This window comes from Lentibacillus halophilus (assembly GCF_055395055.1).
In genome coordinates this window covers 2,504,879-2,520,693 of sequence record NZ_AP043750.1, presented here as the reverse complement: position 1 = coordinate 2,520,693, position 15,815 = coordinate 2,504,879, and the positions used below count along the sequence as shown (strand labels likewise).

Sequence of the window (15,815 nt, the reverse complement as noted above, 5' to 3'; positions counted from 1 at the left end):
AAATCGCTTCCAAATACGAACGATATATTTAAGGCGTGGCCATCGCTCCGGAAAAACACTGCGCTTTCCCCGGGCGCTGATAAGCCTCCTCGTGCTCGTCGCGTTGCAAGCTTATTCGTCGAAGCCTACGCTCCTCGCAGGTCGAAGCCTACTCATGGAAGCTTTGCTTTGTGCTCATCGCACTGCGGGGTCTTATCTAGGCTTTTCATCCCGCAGGAGTCTCCGTGTTTTTCCTGCGCTAAACGAAAAATCCGAACTGATTCAGATCTTTTTCGAATCATAGTTCGGATTTTTATTTGACTACACGTCTTTTGTCTCAGCTTCGTTTTTATAAGACTATTCCTTTCTCCCGATCCAAATTATGTTCTATTTGTTTTCTAAAAAACATATAGTGGATACAAGCCAGCCTATGAAAAGGGGATATGGAATGAAACGTGTATCGACTGTCACTGTAAGGAAACGAATGGTTATTATTTTTCTTTGCGGGTTGTTATTCTTTACCATCATTGATGCCAGATTAGGTTATGTTCAATTTTGGATTGGTGATGAATTGATGAAACTCGCCAATGAATCCTGGAGTAGGGACATTACATTTGAACCGGAACGCGGAAAAATAGTGGACAGGCACGGCGAAATTCTGGCAGAGAATGTGTCGGCTCCTTCGGTGATTGTTGTGCCGAGACAAATCAAAAATCCACAAAAAACAGCCGGGGAGATGGCTGATATATTGGACATATCGGAAAAAACGGCATACGAGTACGTGACTGAAGATGCCGTGTATACGCGTGTTCATCCGGAAGGCAGAAAAATTTCAGAAAAACAGGAAGAAGCATTTCAGACACTTAATCTCGATGGTGTCTACCTCGCCAAGGATTCCGAACGCCATTATCCGTTTGATAATTATTTGTCCCATGTGCTCGGTTTCGCAGGAATTGATAATCAAGGGCTGATGGGACTGGAACTGTATTATAATGACAAACTGGATGGGGAGGAAGGAAGCCTGTCTTTTTACTCCGATGCTAAAGGAGGAAAACTGGAACAGATAGCCGATGACTATAAACCGCCGGAAGATGGATTGAATCTAGAAACGACCATCGATGCCAAAATTCAAACCATTATGGAACGTGAACTGGATCTTGCCGAATCGAAATACAATCCCGAAGGTGCATTGGCTATAGCTGTTGACCCGGATAATGGCGGGATTCTTGGGATGGCAACCCGACCGAATTTCAATCCCGAGAATTATCAGCAAGTTGATCCGGAAATATATAACCGCAATTTGCCAATATGGAGCACGTTTGAGCCAGGATCGACTTTCAAAATCATTACACTGGCGTCCGCTCTTGAAGAAAATGTAGTCGATTTGCAGGACGATGAATACAACGACGACGGCGATATTTCAGTCGGTGGCACGAAACTGCATTGTTGGAAAAGTGGTGGACATGGAAACCAGACGTATCTTGAAGTCGTTCAAAATTCCTGCAATCCGGGATTTGTGAAGATGGGTCAAAAGCTTGGCAAGGAACGATTGTTTAGTTATATCGATGATTTCGGATTTGGAGAAAAAACAGGCATTGATTTAAATGGAGAAGGGAGAGGCATCTTGTTTGACCCGGATAATATAGGCCCAGTGGAACTTGGAACAACGTCGTTCGGTCAAGGGGTATCGGTGACACCGATTCAACAGATAATGGCCGTGACAGCTGCGATTAATGGGGGAAAATTATACAAACCGCACATTGCCCGGAAATGGATTGATCCACAAACTGATAACGTTGTGGATACCATCAAACCAACTATAAAAGAGAACGTTATTTCATCATCCACATCCAAGGAAATTCGCCAAACGTTGGAAAGTGTTGTCGCAAAAGGAACCGGCCGTTCGGCATATGTTGATGGCTATCGTGTCGGTGGCAAAACTGGAACGGCCCAGAAAGTGGGGCCGGATGGGAATTATCTAGCGAACAATTATATTTTGTCTTTTATTGGATTTGCACCGGCGGATGATCCGGAAATAGTCGTTTATGTTGCGGTTGATAATCCAAAAAAAACATCCCAGTTCGGCGGTGTGGTCACAGCCCCAATTGTGGGCACGATCATTCATGACAGCTTGCAGGCAATGGGCGTTGAAAAGCGTAAGGGAGGCCTGGAAAAAGAGTATACGTGGCCTGATAAACCAAAAGTTGAAGTGCCGGATTTGATTGGATCAACTAAACAGGAATTGTCGGAATATTTAACGACGTTATCCATTGAAACGAGCGGATCCGGTAAATATATTATCGACCAGCAGCCAAGCGCCGGTACAAAAGTCGAACAAGGCGAAAAAATAAGAATTTATCTATCTGATAAAAATCCATCGTGATTCAGACGAATGTTTGCTATAATAATGAAAGATTGCTTTAACGGTGACCGTTCCAATATGACACAGGTCAAGAAGCACCTGCCGTGTTTCGGTATCGATTGGGAAAAATAATGCAAGTATAGGATGATAATCATGAAATTGAAACCATTGCTTTCCGTTTTGCCATTTTATAATGTATCGGAACCGTTGGGAGATATGGAAATCTCTCACTTGGAAGCCGATTCGAGAAAGGTGGGAGACGGCGGACTGTTTGTCTGTGTCAAAGGGTATACAGTGGATGGTCATGATTTTGCTCAACAAGCCGTTTCCAATGGTGCTTCCGCTATTTTAGCAGAAAAACCTATGGATACGTCCGTACCGGTTATCCATGTGGAAAGTACTCAGCGGGCGGCAGCTGTTCTTGCCGCAGCATTCCATGGAAATCCGACCCGTCATTTTCCTCTTATTGGTGTGACAGGCACAAACGGAAAGACAACGGTCACATATTTGTTGGAATCCATTCTGAACGAATGGGGACGGAAAACAGGGCTGATAGGAACGATTCAAATGAAGATCGGCCAGGATGCTTATCCTGTAAACAATACAACTCCAGATGCTCTGTTACTGCAAAAAACATTTCAGCAAATGCAAAAGGACCATGTTGATACAGCGGTTATGGAAGTATCATCACACGCTTTGGATCTGGGACGTGTTCATGGTTGCGATTTTGATATAGCCGTGTTTACAAATTTATCGCAGGATCATCTCGACTATCATAAGGATATGAATGATTACTTGCACGCTAAAAGTCTATTGTTTGCACAGCTCGGAAATACGTATGCGAGTGATCGAAAAAAATTCGCTGTCGTTAATGATGATGATCCGGCGTCTGTCGTTTTACGGAAAAGTACGGCACAGCATGTCGTCACCTATGGCTGTGAGCCGTCTGCACAAGTCCGAGCAACAAATATCGAACTTGATGTGACCCACACGACTTTCACGATGGAAACACCGGTCGGTTCGATTCGGATTGACAGCAACCTGATCGGTCAATTCAATGTTTACAACATGCTTGCAGCCGGAGCCGCAGCAATTAGTGCGGGAGTTCCTCTTTCCGTTATTCAACAATCATTAAAGCAGATGAAAGGGGTAAGCGGACGGTTTGAGCCTGTTCATGGCCATACCGATTTTGCCGTGGTTGTGGATTATGCTCATACACCGGATTCGTTGGAAAATGTGCTTGAAACCATTAACGGGTTCGTGGAAAATAACGTGTATGTTGTTGTTGGCTGTGGTGGTGATCGGGATAAACAAAAACGCCCAATGATGGCATCAGTCGCCACATCACATGCCGATCATGTTATATTTACGTCTGATAACCCTCGAACAGAGGATCCGAATGCGATCTTAGCCGACATGACCAGTGGTTTGACCGGAGATGGTTTTGAGGTTATTGAAGACCGTAACGATGCGATCACTCATGCCGTCCAACTTGCTGAAAAAGGTGATATTATACTGATTGCCGGTAAAGGGCATGAAACCTATCAGGAAATTGGCGATATTAGATATGATTTTGATGACCGTAACGTAGCAAGGCAAGCTATGCAAGTGTATGCTGGACATTAATCCGGCAACACTTGTTTGTTTATGTGTTTGATGATGATAAAGGGGACAGATTATGCTATTTACAACCGGTTGGCTTACAACATTATTCAGTGACCACCAGGGGGGCCCGTCTCCTAACTCCCCGTCTGATGGAATCGCGATCGATGACGTAGTGACGGATAGTCGCAAAGACATGCACCACTCACTGTTTGTTCCGTTGTCCGGTGCGCATTTTGACGGTCATGATTATGTGAAGGAAGCACTTCGTCACGGGGCAGTAGCAACATTGTGGGAAAAAGGGAAACCATTGCCGGATGATGTGCCAGCAGATTTTCCGGTGTTTTTTGTTGAGGATACATTGACAGCCCTGCAACAACTCGCATCAGCGTACAGGCAAAAAATAGATCCACTCGTTATCGGTGTCACCGGTTCCAATGGCAAAACGACAACAAAAGATTTGATCGCAGCTGTTACGAGCGAAACGTACCGGACTCATGCGACTCAAGGCAATTGGAATAATCACATTGGCCTCCCTCTCACGATTTTATCCATGCCGGCACAAACGGACGTGCTTGTTGTGGAAATGGGTATGAATCATAGTGGTGAGATTGAAACGCTGACCGGCATTGCCAAACCTGACTATGGGGTGATCACCAATATTGGTGAATCGCATATCGCTCAATTAGGATCCAGAGAAGCCATTGCTGCTGCAAAGATGGAAATTATCCGGGGAATGCCGGGTGACGGGTATCTCATTATCGATGGGGATGAACCGTTGTTGCAAAAAACCACATGGCACGGACCTACTATTTTGTGCGGATTCCATTCATCCAATGATACCGTTATTCAAAACGTGACCTTAACGAACCAACATACTGAATTTCAGCTCAATCATGAAACAGACGTGTATTCGATTCCGCTTCCTGGAAGCCATCATGCATTGAACGCTACATTTGCCGTCACCGTGGCCAGACGTTTGAAAATACCTGATCATACAATAAAAACAGCGCTCGGGACATTGGAATGGACGTCGATGCGTTTTGAGTTTTTGGATGGAATGAACGGATCAGCCATTATTAATGATGCGTATAACGCTTCCCCGACATCCATGAAAGCAGCCATTGATGTGGTTAAACAGATGGAAGGGTTTAACCGGAAGGTGCTGGTTCTAGGTGATATGTTTGAACTCGGAAAAGATGCAATAAACTTGCACCAATCAGCTGCAAGCGGAATTGATGAATCGATTGATGCTGTCTTTACGTTTGGTGAGCAGGCGACATCTATAACAGAGGCTGTCCGTGAACGCACTGATAAAATAGATAATAGACACTTCACATCCGGAGAAACGTTGCTCCAAGCTATTGACTCCTATATGGCGCAGGGAACGCTTATTCTTTTCAAAGCATCCCGGGGCATGCAATTTGAATCCTATATCGAGCAAATAGCTGAGTCAACATAGTATCCTGGGCGGTCGCTGCAAGAGGAGGATTGACAGTGAATATCGTTGTATTAATAATAACAATCGCCGTAGCTTTTTTAATAACCGTCCTGACATCACCCATCTTCATCCCATTCCTGCGGCGTCTGAAGTTTGGACAAAGCATCCGAGAAGAGGGCCCACAATCCCATATGAAAAAAACAGGCACACCGACGATGGGCGGCATGATGATTGTTGTCAGTGTAGCGGCAACGTCCCTGATTATGATCAGTAAAACGGGTGTAGGTGCTGTTAGTTATGAATTATGGCTGCTCTTGTTCGTCATGGTTGGCTATGGGCTGCTCGGTTTTCTGGACGATTTTATCAAAATTGCAATGAAACGAAATCTGGGGCTGACGTCCAAACAGAAGATGGCGGGGCAGCTGATTATTGCACTCGTATTCTATATTATTTTAAGATACCACGATTTTGCGACGTATATTCATATTCCGGGAACACCCGTGACATTTGAACTTGGTTGGGGCTATGCATTGCTGATTGTTTTCATGCTTGTCGGGGCGTCCAATGCTGTCAATTTAACCGATGGACTGGATGGCTTGCTGGCAGGAACAGCTGCCATCGCATTTGGTGCGTTTGGGGTCTTGGCGTGGTATGGATTTCCACAAGTAGAGGTGACCATCTTCTCACTGGCGGCCGTCGGATCCCTGCTCGGTTTTTTGGTGTTCAATGCCCACCCGGCGAAGGTGTTTATGGGGGATACCGGCTCTCTTGCTCTAGGCGGCAGCATTGCTGCTGTCGCCATATTGACAAAACTGGAAGTTATTTTAGTTATTATTGGCGGTGTGTTTGTGCTGGAGACGCTATCCGTCATTATTCAAGTGATTTCGTTTAAAACAACCGGAAAAAGAATTTTTAAAATGAGCCCGCTGCACCATCACTATGAGTTGCTTGGGTGGTCGGAATGGCGTGTCGTGACAACATTCTGGTTGATGGGATTGATTTTTGCAGCATTGGGTGTATACATTGAGGTGTGGATCGTTTGAAAGGATTAAAACATTTCCCATACAGTCGTGTGCTTGTATTGGGACTGGCTAAAAGTGGAACAGCTGCAGCAAAGTATTTATTGTCGACCGGGAGAAAGGTTCGGGTGAACGATCAGCAAGCACCGGATGAAGACGTGCTGGATGACTTGCACGCCCTTGGAGCGGAATTGATTACCGGTTCCCATCCATTATCTGTTTTGGACGATATGGATGTGATTATTAAAAATCCCGGAATTTCCTATGATCACCCGATATTGACAGAAGCGGTACAACGTGAACTTCCCATATTGACTGAAATTGAATTGGCAGGACTTCTTGTAGATAATGATATCGTCGGAATCACCGGATCGAACGGTAAAACGACGACGGCAACATTAACCACAGCAATGATCAATGAAGGGGATCGAACGGCAAAGCTAGCCGGTAACATCGGTTCTGTCGCAACAGACGTGGCACAGACATTGCAGGTCAATGAAACATTAATCCTGGAATTGTCATCATTTCAATTAATGGGTGTCAACACATTTCATCCAAACATTGCCGTTCTTTTGAATATTTATGAGGCCCACCTTGACTATCATAAAACATTTGAAAATTACAGACAGGCAAAATGCAATATATTTGCTGAACAATCGAGTGATGATTATCTCGTTTATAATGCCGATAATCCAGTCGTGAATGCGTCAGTCGCGGATGCAGCTGCTATAAAGATTCCGTTTTCTGTTTCACAGCGAGTGACACATGGTGCATGGTCGGATGAAACCTGCATTTATTTTAATGAAGAAAAAATAGCTGATAAAAAAGATATCGTCCTTGTCGGCGATCATAACCTGGAAAATATACTTGCTGCCGTATGTGCTGCCAAATTAAGTGGGGTTACTAATGACGCGATACGGCATGTATTGCAGACGTTTTCGGGTGTTAAGCATCGTCTTCAGCATGTTGCAACGATCAACGAACGCTTGTTTTACAACGATTCTAAAGCAACCAATCTACTGGCAACGCAGAAGGCCCTATCCGCTTTTCAAAACCCGGTGATTCTACTTGCAGGTGGCCTTGACAGAGGCAATGAATTTGATGATCTGAAGCCGTATTTAGACAACGTCAAAGCAATGGTTCTGTTTGGTGAAACGAAAGAAAAGCTGCAGCGAATCGCTGTTGAAGCAGCGGTGCCGTTTATACAAACAACAGACCATCTCGATGAAGCTGTTAAACTCGCCTTCACTCAGTCGGAACGTGGAGATATTATTTTGTTGTCCCCTGCGTGTGCAAGCTGGGATCAATACCGCACGTTTGAAGAAAGAGGAGACATGTTTGAACAAGCTGTGCATAAAATAGATTAGGGGCTTGTTTCAGACACAAGCATAGCAGGTGTTGGTATCATAACGCAGCAGCCTGGCTATTACTAGATGTCCATTCCGGGCACATCCGGAACAGAAAACGGAAACGACGCCCCTATTCCAACCTTTCGGAACGGGGTGTTTGCATGCTACGGAACTTGTTCAAGTCTAAAAATGCACCGGACTATACATTACTTGCCGTCATTCTGATGTTAATCGCAATAGGGGCTGTCATGGTTTATAGTTCTTCCTACATTTGGGCGGAATATAAGTATGCTGATCCGTATTTTTTTCTAAAACGGCAATTGCTGTTCAGTGGCATAGGTGTTGTTGCACTGGTTTTCTTCATGGCCATTCCGTATACTACATGGAAAAAATACAGCCATATCGCTCTTTTAGTCTGCTTTATCATGCTTTTGCTCGTGTTGATACCGGGGATCGGTATGGAACGCGGCGGGGCGCAAAGCTGGATTGGCGTCGGTGCTTTCAGTGTGCAACCGTCTGAGTTTATGAAGCTTGGTTTGATTATCTATTTAGCTGCTTATTTAACGATGCACCAAAAATTTATTACGTCTTTAAAAAAAGGATTTTTACCGTGTCTTCTTCTCGTATTTACGGTATTCGGCCTCATTATGCTCCAGCCGGATCTCGGAACAGGAGCTGTACTTGTTGCGGCGTGTATGATCATGATTTATGCAGCAGGAGCCAAAGTGAAGCACTTTGCAGGAATTTTGGCGATTGGACTCATTGGATTAGCCGGTCTGATTCTTTCCGCGCCATATCGCATCAGTCGGATTACAGCCTTTCTAAATCCATGGGAAGATCCGAGCGGTGATGGGTTTCAAATTATCCAGTCCTTGTATGCCATTGGCCCTGGGGGGTTAATGGGGCTCGGATTCGGAGAAAGCATTCAGAAATATTTTTATCTTCCGGAACCGCAGAATGATTTTATTTTTGCAATCATTGGTGAAGAATTTGGTTTTCTAGGCAGTACCTTTGTGATTGGATTGTTTGTGCTGCTGTTTTGGCGAGGTATGCGCATTGCGTTGCAGGCTCCTGATAACTTCGGGAAGTTTTTAGCCCTTGGTATTGTAGCGATACTTACCATTCAGGTTATGATGAACATCAGTGTTGTTATTGGTTTAATTCCTGTCACTGGGGTCACCTTGCCGTTTTTAAGCTATGGCGGATCATCTTTAACATTGACGCTTTGCTTGGCCGGAATTCTACTGAATATCAGCCGGTATGCGAAATTATAATAGAGATAGATTTGCAAAAACTGGTACAAGTTTACTACATATTCTATCTTCATATGTGCTATAATGGAAAGTGATAAAACGGCATGGTATCGTGCCGTTTTCATCATTTCACAGATATTAATTACCTGACAAAGGAAGAAATAGAATTGAGGAAAAAGAATGTTGTTTCCATTGAGGATCGCATACCAACCCTAAAGCAAGAACGAAAGAAAAAAGCAAATCGCCGTCTTCTATTTTATGTTTCTATTTTTTTCCTATTGCTTTCCGTCATTGTTTATCTTCAGTCCCCATTAAGCGATGTCCGCACGATTACGATTACCGGCAATTCATTTGTAAGCGACAAGCGCGTTAAAGAAGCCATTGATTTATCTGAGGGGACGAACATTTGGACTGTTGATAAAAATGGAATAATACAGGCAGCATCTTCCAATCCCGCCATCAAAGATGTGGATGTAGAGCGCCAATTGCCTTGGACAATTGAATTGCATATAACTGAAACAGAGCTGGTCGGTTATGTCCATAAGAATGATGATGTTTATCCGGTTCTCGGTAACGGGAACGTATTGACAGAACGACCGGAGTCATCAACGGCGAATGGAAATGCCCCGCTCCTTATAAACTTCTCTGAAAAGACTTATTTGAAAGATATGGCAAAAGAGCTTCGTTCATTGCCCGTGAGCATCCGCAAGCTCATATCGGAAATACATTGGAAGCCGGAAAAGGATAATAAGCATAACATTCTGCTCTATATGAATGACGGAAATTTGGTGGATGGGACTATCCGGCATTTTGCGGATAAGATAAGTGTTTATCCATCCATTGTTTCCCAGTTGGATCCGGATAAAGAAGGGATTCTTCATATTGGTGTCGGGGCCTATTTTGAAGAATTCGAAAGCAAGGAATCAGAGGCAGGAGAGCGATCCAGTCATGATAATTAGACTGATATAAAACGATGAATGAAAAGGATTTTATTGTTTTTATGTCGAATTAATGGATACATATTTTCTTTTTGTGATAATTCCTTTAAAATAATAGATTAAAGGCTAATAATAGAGTAAGATAATCCATCCGGCTGCATATGTTGCGGACGGTTGAGCGTATGCTTCTCGATCAGGAGGTGCCTTTCTTTGAATAACAGCGAAATACTAGTGAGTCTTGACATAGGTACATCAAACATTAAAGTTATCATTGGCGAAGTTTTAAATGATACCCTAAATATTATCGGGGTAGGGACAGCACACTCCAATGGCATGAAGAAAGGTGCAATTGTGGATATTGATCAGACGGTCCAGTCTATCCGGACTGCCGTTGAACAAGCGGAGCGAATGGTAGGCATGGAAATTGACAGCGTTGTGGTCGGTATTGACGGCAAGCATATACAACTGCAGCCGTGTCACGGCGTTGTGGCTGTTCAGAGCGAAAATCGGGAAATTGGCAATGACGATATTACTCGCGTTATTGACGGTGCCCAAGTGGTCTCCATTCCGCCGGAGCGTGAAATCATTGATGTTACTCCGAAGCAGTTTATTGTTGATGGACTGGATGAAATAACGGATCCGCGCGGGATGATTGGTGTGCGGTTGGAAATGGAAGGAACCATTATTACGTGTTCCAAAACCGTCCTACATAACATTCTGAAATGTGTGGAACGTGCCAACCTCAACGTGTCCGATATCTGCCTCCAACCACTTGCAGCTGGGACAGTTGCCTTATCAAAAGATGAAAAAAGTCTTGGTGTGACATTAATTGATATAGGAGGCGGTTCCACCACTGTCTCTGTTTTTCAAAATGAACATTTGGCAAGTACAAGCGTTGTTCCACTTGGAGGGGACAATATAACGAAAGACTTGTCCATTGGCTTGCGCACATCAACCGAGGAAGCAGAAGATATTAAACGGAATTATGGGCATGGGTTTTATGATGATGCTCAGGAAGACGAGACTTTCGATGTATCTATCATAGGCAGCAATCACTCAGAAACATATAACCAGCTGCAGATTGCTGATATGATAGAGGCGCGTCTTGAAGAAATATATGCTTATGCTGAGCGGGAAATCCGGCGCATGGGTTTCCAACAATTGCCGGGAGGGTACGTGTTGACGGGTGGTACCATGAAAATGCCGGGTGTTCTTGAATTGGCACAGGATTTATTCCAGTCAAATGTCCGTATTGCCATTCCCGACTACATAGGCGTGCGTGAACCACAATTTGCCGCCGGTGTAGGCATCTTGCAATTTGCCCACCGTAATGCGAAAATACAGGGAAAAGAATTATTACCATCAGTAGCACCGGAACAGGATGACGTAAAGGCAACAAGGACAAAACGTTCAAAACAGTTGCCCGAAGAGGATCAACCAGCCAAAAACAAGAAAAAAGAATCCGGACTGGCCAATCTGTTTAAGTATTTCTTTGATTAAGCGAATAATCGGTTTAAGCAATGCTCCCGGATAGATGGTTTGCTTGTCGCCGCGCCATGGTTCGGAGCATTTGAATACGTTGAATTCAGCATATTAGTCAGCATATTAGGAGGAACGGATGTATGTTAGATTTTGATACAAACATGGACCAACTTGCTACAATAAAAGTCATCGGCGTTGGCGGCGGTGGAAGCAATGCTGTCAACCGTATGATTGAACATGGTGTGGAAGGCGTTGAATTTATTGCCGTTAATACGGATGCACAGGCTCTCAATCTGTCAAATGCGGAAACAAAGTTGCAATTGGGTGAAAAACTGACACGCGGGCTCGGAGCAGGTTCGAATCCGGAAGTGGGTCGGAAAGCTGCTGAAGAGAATGAGGAACAGATTGAAGAGGCTTTGCAGGGAGCAGACATGATTTTTGTCACAGCTGGTATGGGCGGAGGTACCGGAACAGGTGCTGCTCCGGTGATTGCTCAGACAGCAAAGGATCTGGGAGCACTGACTGTTGGTGTTGTAACCCGTCCGTTTACATTTGAGGGAAAAAGGAGATCAACACAGGCTGGAACAGGTATTGATGCATTAAAAGCAAATGTTGATACACTTATTGTTATTCCGAATGACCGTCTTCTTGAAATTGTGGATAAAAACACACCAATGCTGGAAGCGTTCCGGGAAGCAGACAACGTATTGCGCCAGGGTGTGCAGGGCATTTCTGATTTGATTGCCAAACCCGGCCTTATTAACGTGGATTTTGCTGACGTCAAGACCATCATGTTTGATAAAGGGTCTGCGCTGATGGGGATTGGTATTGCCACCGGTGAAAACCGAGCGTCTGAAGCATCGAAAAAAGCTGTTTCGTCCCCACTTCTGGAAACCTCGATTGATGGGGCTCATGGCGTACTGATGAACATAACAGGCGGCGAGAATTTGAGTTTGTATGAAGTGCAGGAAGCTGCTGATCTTGTGACATCAGCAGCAGACCAGGAAGTAAACGTTATCTTTGGCTCGGTTATAAATGAGAACTTAAAAGACGAACTGATCGTTACGGTTATCGCTACTGGATTTGACGAATCCAGTCAGGAAGAAAATCAAACACGGCAACGTCCTTCCATCGGTCACAATCAGACAGCAGCGACAAGAGAGAAAGACGATGGCTCGAGTGATCATGAAGAGGGGAAAAACCAACAGCAAAGCCAGCAACAGCAAAACCGTCCGAGTCCAAATCAGCAGGACGATGAACTGGACATCCCTACCTTTTTGCGTAACCGCAACCGTAATCGTTAAATCAACCCGTTTGACAGGTAAATATTTTTCGTACAAAACGAATGCGAATCGGTATAGTGGGTCCAAAAAACACCACTATGGCAATGTTGTATAAACGGCCATAGTGGTGTTTTTTGTGCTCAAAACGTTAAGTGCTATCCCGATAAGCTATCTCCGACAAAGTCTCTGATAAGCAGATAAAATTAGCCCCAATAGTCCTACACGAATTGACAGACTTTGCTGTCCAATCCTTCTATACTCGATGTGAATGATCAGCTCCAAGAAAGGAAGAAGGATGTGACCATTTATCTTGATGCTGTCTGGCTACTGAATTTATTGCTGGATATGATGCTTCTTATGCTTACGCAAGCCATCGCAAAAGACAGCACAGGAAAACCGCGTATTATTTTTGGTGCATTTATTGCTTCGTTATTGGTTCCAGTGTCGATTTATTATCCAGATTCATTTTTCACTAGTCTGATCGGCAAACTTATTTATTCTGTCATGATTATTGTTTGCAGCTTTTCATTTCGATCGATTTATCGGATGATGCAATTGTTTTTCTTATTTTATTTTGTAACGTTTTCCATAGGAGGTGGATTGATAGCCATACACTTTCTCGTTCAAAATCCGGTCAACCTGTCAGCGAATGGCATTCTCACATTTAACAGCGGTTATGGGGATCCGGTCAGCTGGCTGTTTGTCGTGATTGGATTCCCGCTTTCATGGTTGTTTACAAAGATCCGTATGGACAAGCATGCCGTGGAAAAAATCCGTTATGATCAACTGTGCCCCATCAGCATTCAAATTAAAGAATGGGAACATGCAACAACAGCCTATATTGACAGTGGCAACCAATTAACGGACCCACTAACAAAAAAACCGGTCATCATTTGTGATCAACACTTTTTGAAACAATGGTTCACAGAAAATGACTGGCACGCATTGAAAACGGCTCATGAAACACTCGACTTTGAAGAACTTCCAATAAAATGGGAAAAAAAGTGTCAGATTGTTCCATATCAAGGCGTGGACGGCAATCGCACATTTATGCTGGCATTGAAACCGGATAAAATCGTCATTGAGTATGACGATAAAGAAATTGTGACACACAAAGCATTGATAGGCATTCAATTTGCAGCACTTTCGAAAGATCAGTCCTACCATTGTCTGCTGCATCCACAGCTTATCAAGATGGCAAGAGCGACAACGGCTTGACGAGGTTCTTCGGAAACTAACGTTAAATGGCTTATACTGCCATTGATTGCAAAACTAGCAAAAAGGAGCGGCTCAATGTGACATTACTAAGACTTCGATTGCGTTTATGGTGGTATAAATTATTATTTAAACTCGGTTTGAAAACAGATGAAATTTATTACATAGGTGGCAGTGAAGCTCTTCCTCCGCCATTGTCGAAGGAAGAAGAACAACGACTGCTGGAATTGCTGACAGACGGAGATAAAACAGCAAGAGCTATGCTTATTGAACGTAATCTTCGTTTAGTTGTCTATATTGCCCGCAAATTCGAGAATACTGGTATTAACATTGAGGATCTCATCAGCATTGGAACGATTGGGCTGATTAAGGCGGTTAATACATTTAACCCGGAAAAGAAAATCAAGCTTGCCACCTATGCATCACGGTGTATTGAAAATGAAATACTTATGTATTTGAGGAGAAATAATAAATTAAAATCCGAAATATCGTTTGATGAACCGTTGAATATTGACTGGGACGGCAATGAATTGCTTTTGTCGGATGTGATGGGAACCGATGATGATGTGACAACGAAAGATATGGAATCAAAAGTGGATAAACATCTGTTAAAAGATGCGCTTCACCAGTTGAATCCGAGAGAAAAACAAATTATGGAACTTCGCTTCGGGCTTGTTGGTCAAGAGGAAAAAACACAGAAAGATGTGGCTGAAATGCTTGGAATATCTCAGTCGTATATTTCACGACTTGAGAAGAAAATTATACGACGTCTGCAAAAAGAATTTAATAAAATGGTATGACCCTGATCTGACGTGAATTCCAGAGGTTTCAAGCCATCTGTGAACCATACCTGACTGCATAAAATCCCTCCCACGGGGAGATACTGACCATGGACAGCATCTCCAACCGGGAGGGTAGAATATGACAAAACATAAAGTTGAAATTTGCGGTGTTGATACGTCAACATTACCCGTTTTAAAAAATGATGAAATGCGTCAATTATTTAAGCAAATGCAGGAAGGCGATCTCGAAGCACGTGAGGAACTGGTTAACGGCAATTTACGTCTTGTCCTGAGTGTCATTCAGCGATTTAATAACCGGGGTGAATATGGTGATGACTTATTTCAGGTTGGCTGTATAGGGCTTATGAAATCAATCGATAATTTTGATTTAGGACATAATGTACGGTTCTCCACATATGCTGTTCCAATGATTATTGGAGAAATCAGGCGATATTTACGTGACAATAATCCAATCAGAGTGTCACGGTCATTGCGGGATAACGCGTACAAAGCTCTCCAAGTCCGTGAAAAATTGATCAATCAAACATCCAAAGAACCAACACCAATGGAAATAGCGGAAGAAATGGGGGTTTCGCATTCAGACATTGTTTTTGCATTGGATGCTATACAGGACCCTGTCTCCTTGTTTGAACCGATTTATAATGATGGCGGAGACCCGATTTATGTTATGGATCAGTTGAGTGATGACAATGATACCGATTACCTTTGGGTGGATAAATTGTCATTAAAAGAAGGGATGCACCAATTGGAAGGACGAGAAAAATCCATATTGAACAAACGATTTTTTCAGGGAAAAACACAGATGGAAGTAGCGGATGAAATCGGTATTTCCCAAGCTCAGGTTTCCCGGCTTGAAAAAACAGCCATTGATCAGATGAATAAGGAAATGTTCGAATAAGTCGTTTCAATTGCGTATTGATCGTCTAAGTGAAGTCATTAATAAGGTATAATGATAAACGATTATCGGCACCATAACATATCTTGTGGTGTCGATTTTTTAATGTGATGGAGGGGATCATCGTACAAGAACATATTCGAGCATAATATTTTAAGACTCTGCCTGCATATGATGGGTAATAAGGCAGGTGA

At 43.5% G+C, this 15,815-nt stretch carries 12 protein-coding genes; all 12 read left to right on the top strand.

Features of this window, described 5'->3' with window-relative positions:
• Positions 1 to 427 precede the first annotated feature (427 nt).
• The 12 genes from ACZ5Q7_RS12420 to sigG all read left to right on the top strand — a co-directional run bounded on the left by ACZ5Q7_RS12420 (position 428) and on the right by sigG (position 15,624).
• Positions 428 to 2,362 carry a stage V sporulation protein D gene (locus tag ACZ5Q7_RS12420; protein WP_343753549.1) on the top strand — a complete coding sequence of 645 codons (1,935 nt, stop codon included), beginning with the start codon at positions 428 to 430 and terminating at the stop codon, positions 2,360 to 2,362.
• Between the two features lie 132 nt (positions 2,363 to 2,494).
• The gene (locus ACZ5Q7_RS12415; RefSeq protein WP_343753547.1) at positions 2,495 to 3,967 is read left to right on the top strand and encodes a UDP-N-acetylmuramoyl-L-alanyl-D-glutamate--2,6-diaminopimelate ligase; all 1,473 of its coding nucleotides are present in this window, start codon (positions 2,495 to 2,497) and stop codon (positions 3,965 to 3,967) included.
• A gap of 52 nt (positions 3,968 to 4,019) precedes the next feature.
• Entirely contained in the window at positions 4,020 to 5,405 is a 1,386-nt protein-coding gene (locus ACZ5Q7_RS12410) for a UDP-N-acetylmuramoyl-tripeptide--D-alanyl-D-alanine ligase (protein WP_343753545.1), read from the top strand.
• A gap of 35 nt (positions 5,406 to 5,440) precedes the next feature.
• Positions 5,441 to 6,427 carry a phospho-N-acetylmuramoyl-pentapeptide-transferase gene (mraY, locus tag ACZ5Q7_RS12405; protein WP_343753543.1) on the top strand — a complete coding sequence of 329 codons (987 nt, stop codon included), beginning with the start codon at positions 5,441 to 5,443 and terminating at the stop codon, positions 6,425 to 6,427.
• The gene (gene murD, locus ACZ5Q7_RS12400) at positions 6,424 to 7,770 is read left to right on the top strand and encodes a UDP-N-acetylmuramoyl-L-alanine--D-glutamate ligase (RefSeq protein WP_343753541.1); all 1,347 of its coding nucleotides are present in this window, start codon (positions 6,424 to 6,426) and stop codon (positions 7,768 to 7,770) included. Before mraY ends, murD begins: the two co-directional genes overlap by 4 nt.
• Positions 7,771 to 7,913: 143 nt before the next feature.
• Positions 7,914 to 9,026, top strand: a complete 1,113-nt coding sequence (spoVE, locus tag ACZ5Q7_RS12395; protein WP_425542380.1) for a stage V sporulation protein E — start codon at positions 7,914 to 7,916, stop codon at positions 9,024 to 9,026.
• Positions 9,027 to 9,172: 146 nt separating this feature from the next.
• A complete protein-coding gene (locus ACZ5Q7_RS12390; protein ID WP_343753539.1) occupies positions 9,173 to 9,964 on the top strand; it encodes a cell division protein FtsQ/DivIB in 792 nt (263 codons plus the stop codon).
• A gap of 189 nt (positions 9,965 to 10,153) precedes the next feature.
• Entirely contained in the window at positions 10,154 to 11,443 is a 1,290-nt protein-coding gene (gene ftsA / locus ACZ5Q7_RS12385; RefSeq protein ID WP_343753537.1) for a cell division protein FtsA, read from the top strand.
• A gap of 122 nt (positions 11,444 to 11,565) precedes the next feature.
• The gene (ftsZ, locus tag ACZ5Q7_RS12380) at positions 11,566 to 12,729 is read left to right on the top strand and encodes a cell division protein FtsZ (RefSeq protein WP_343753535.1); all 1,164 of its coding nucleotides are present in this window, start codon (positions 11,566 to 11,568) and stop codon (positions 12,727 to 12,729) included.
• A gap of 276 nt (positions 12,730 to 13,005) precedes the next feature.
• Positions 13,006 to 13,926 carry a sigma-E processing peptidase SpoIIGA gene (gene spoIIGA, locus ACZ5Q7_RS12375; RefSeq protein WP_343753533.1) on the top strand — a complete coding sequence of 307 codons (921 nt, stop codon included), beginning with the start codon at positions 13,006 to 13,008 and terminating at the stop codon, positions 13,924 to 13,926.
• Between the two features lie 77 nt (positions 13,927 to 14,003).
• Positions 14,004 to 14,723: an RNA polymerase sporulation sigma factor SigE gene (gene sigE / locus ACZ5Q7_RS12370; protein WP_343753532.1), complete on the top strand. Its 720-nt coding sequence runs from the start codon at positions 14,004 to 14,006 to the stop codon at positions 14,721 to 14,723.
• A gap of 121 nt (positions 14,724 to 14,844) precedes the next feature.
• Entirely contained in the window at positions 14,845 to 15,624 is a 780-nt protein-coding gene (gene sigG / locus ACZ5Q7_RS12365; RefSeq protein ID WP_343753530.1) for an RNA polymerase sporulation sigma factor SigG, read from the top strand.
• Positions 15,625 to 15,815: the final 191 nt, after the last annotated feature.

Excerpts from the sequence above, each read along its gene's own strand:
- ftsZ (WP_343753535.1), top strand. The coding sequence starts at position 11,566 with ATGTTAGATTTTGATACAAACATGGACCAACTTGCTACAATAAAAGTC.
- ACZ5Q7_RS12420 (WP_343753549.1), top strand. The coding sequence starts at position 428 with ATGAAACGTGTATCGACTGTCACTGTAAGGAAACGAATGGTTATTATT.
- spoVE (WP_425542380.1), top strand. The coding sequence starts at position 7,914 with ATGCTACGGAACTTGTTCAAGTCTAAAAATGCACCGGACTATACATTA.
- ACZ5Q7_RS12410 (WP_343753545.1), top strand. The coding sequence starts at position 4,020 with ATGCTATTTACAACCGGTTGGCTTACAACATTATTCAGTGACCACCAG.
- sigG (WP_343753530.1), top strand. The coding sequence starts at position 14,845 with ATGACAAAACATAAAGTTGAAATTTGCGGTGTTGATACGTCAACATTA.
- ACZ5Q7_RS12415 (WP_343753547.1), top strand. The coding sequence starts at position 2,495 with ATGAAATTGAAACCATTGCTTTCCGTTTTGCCATTTTATAATGTATCG.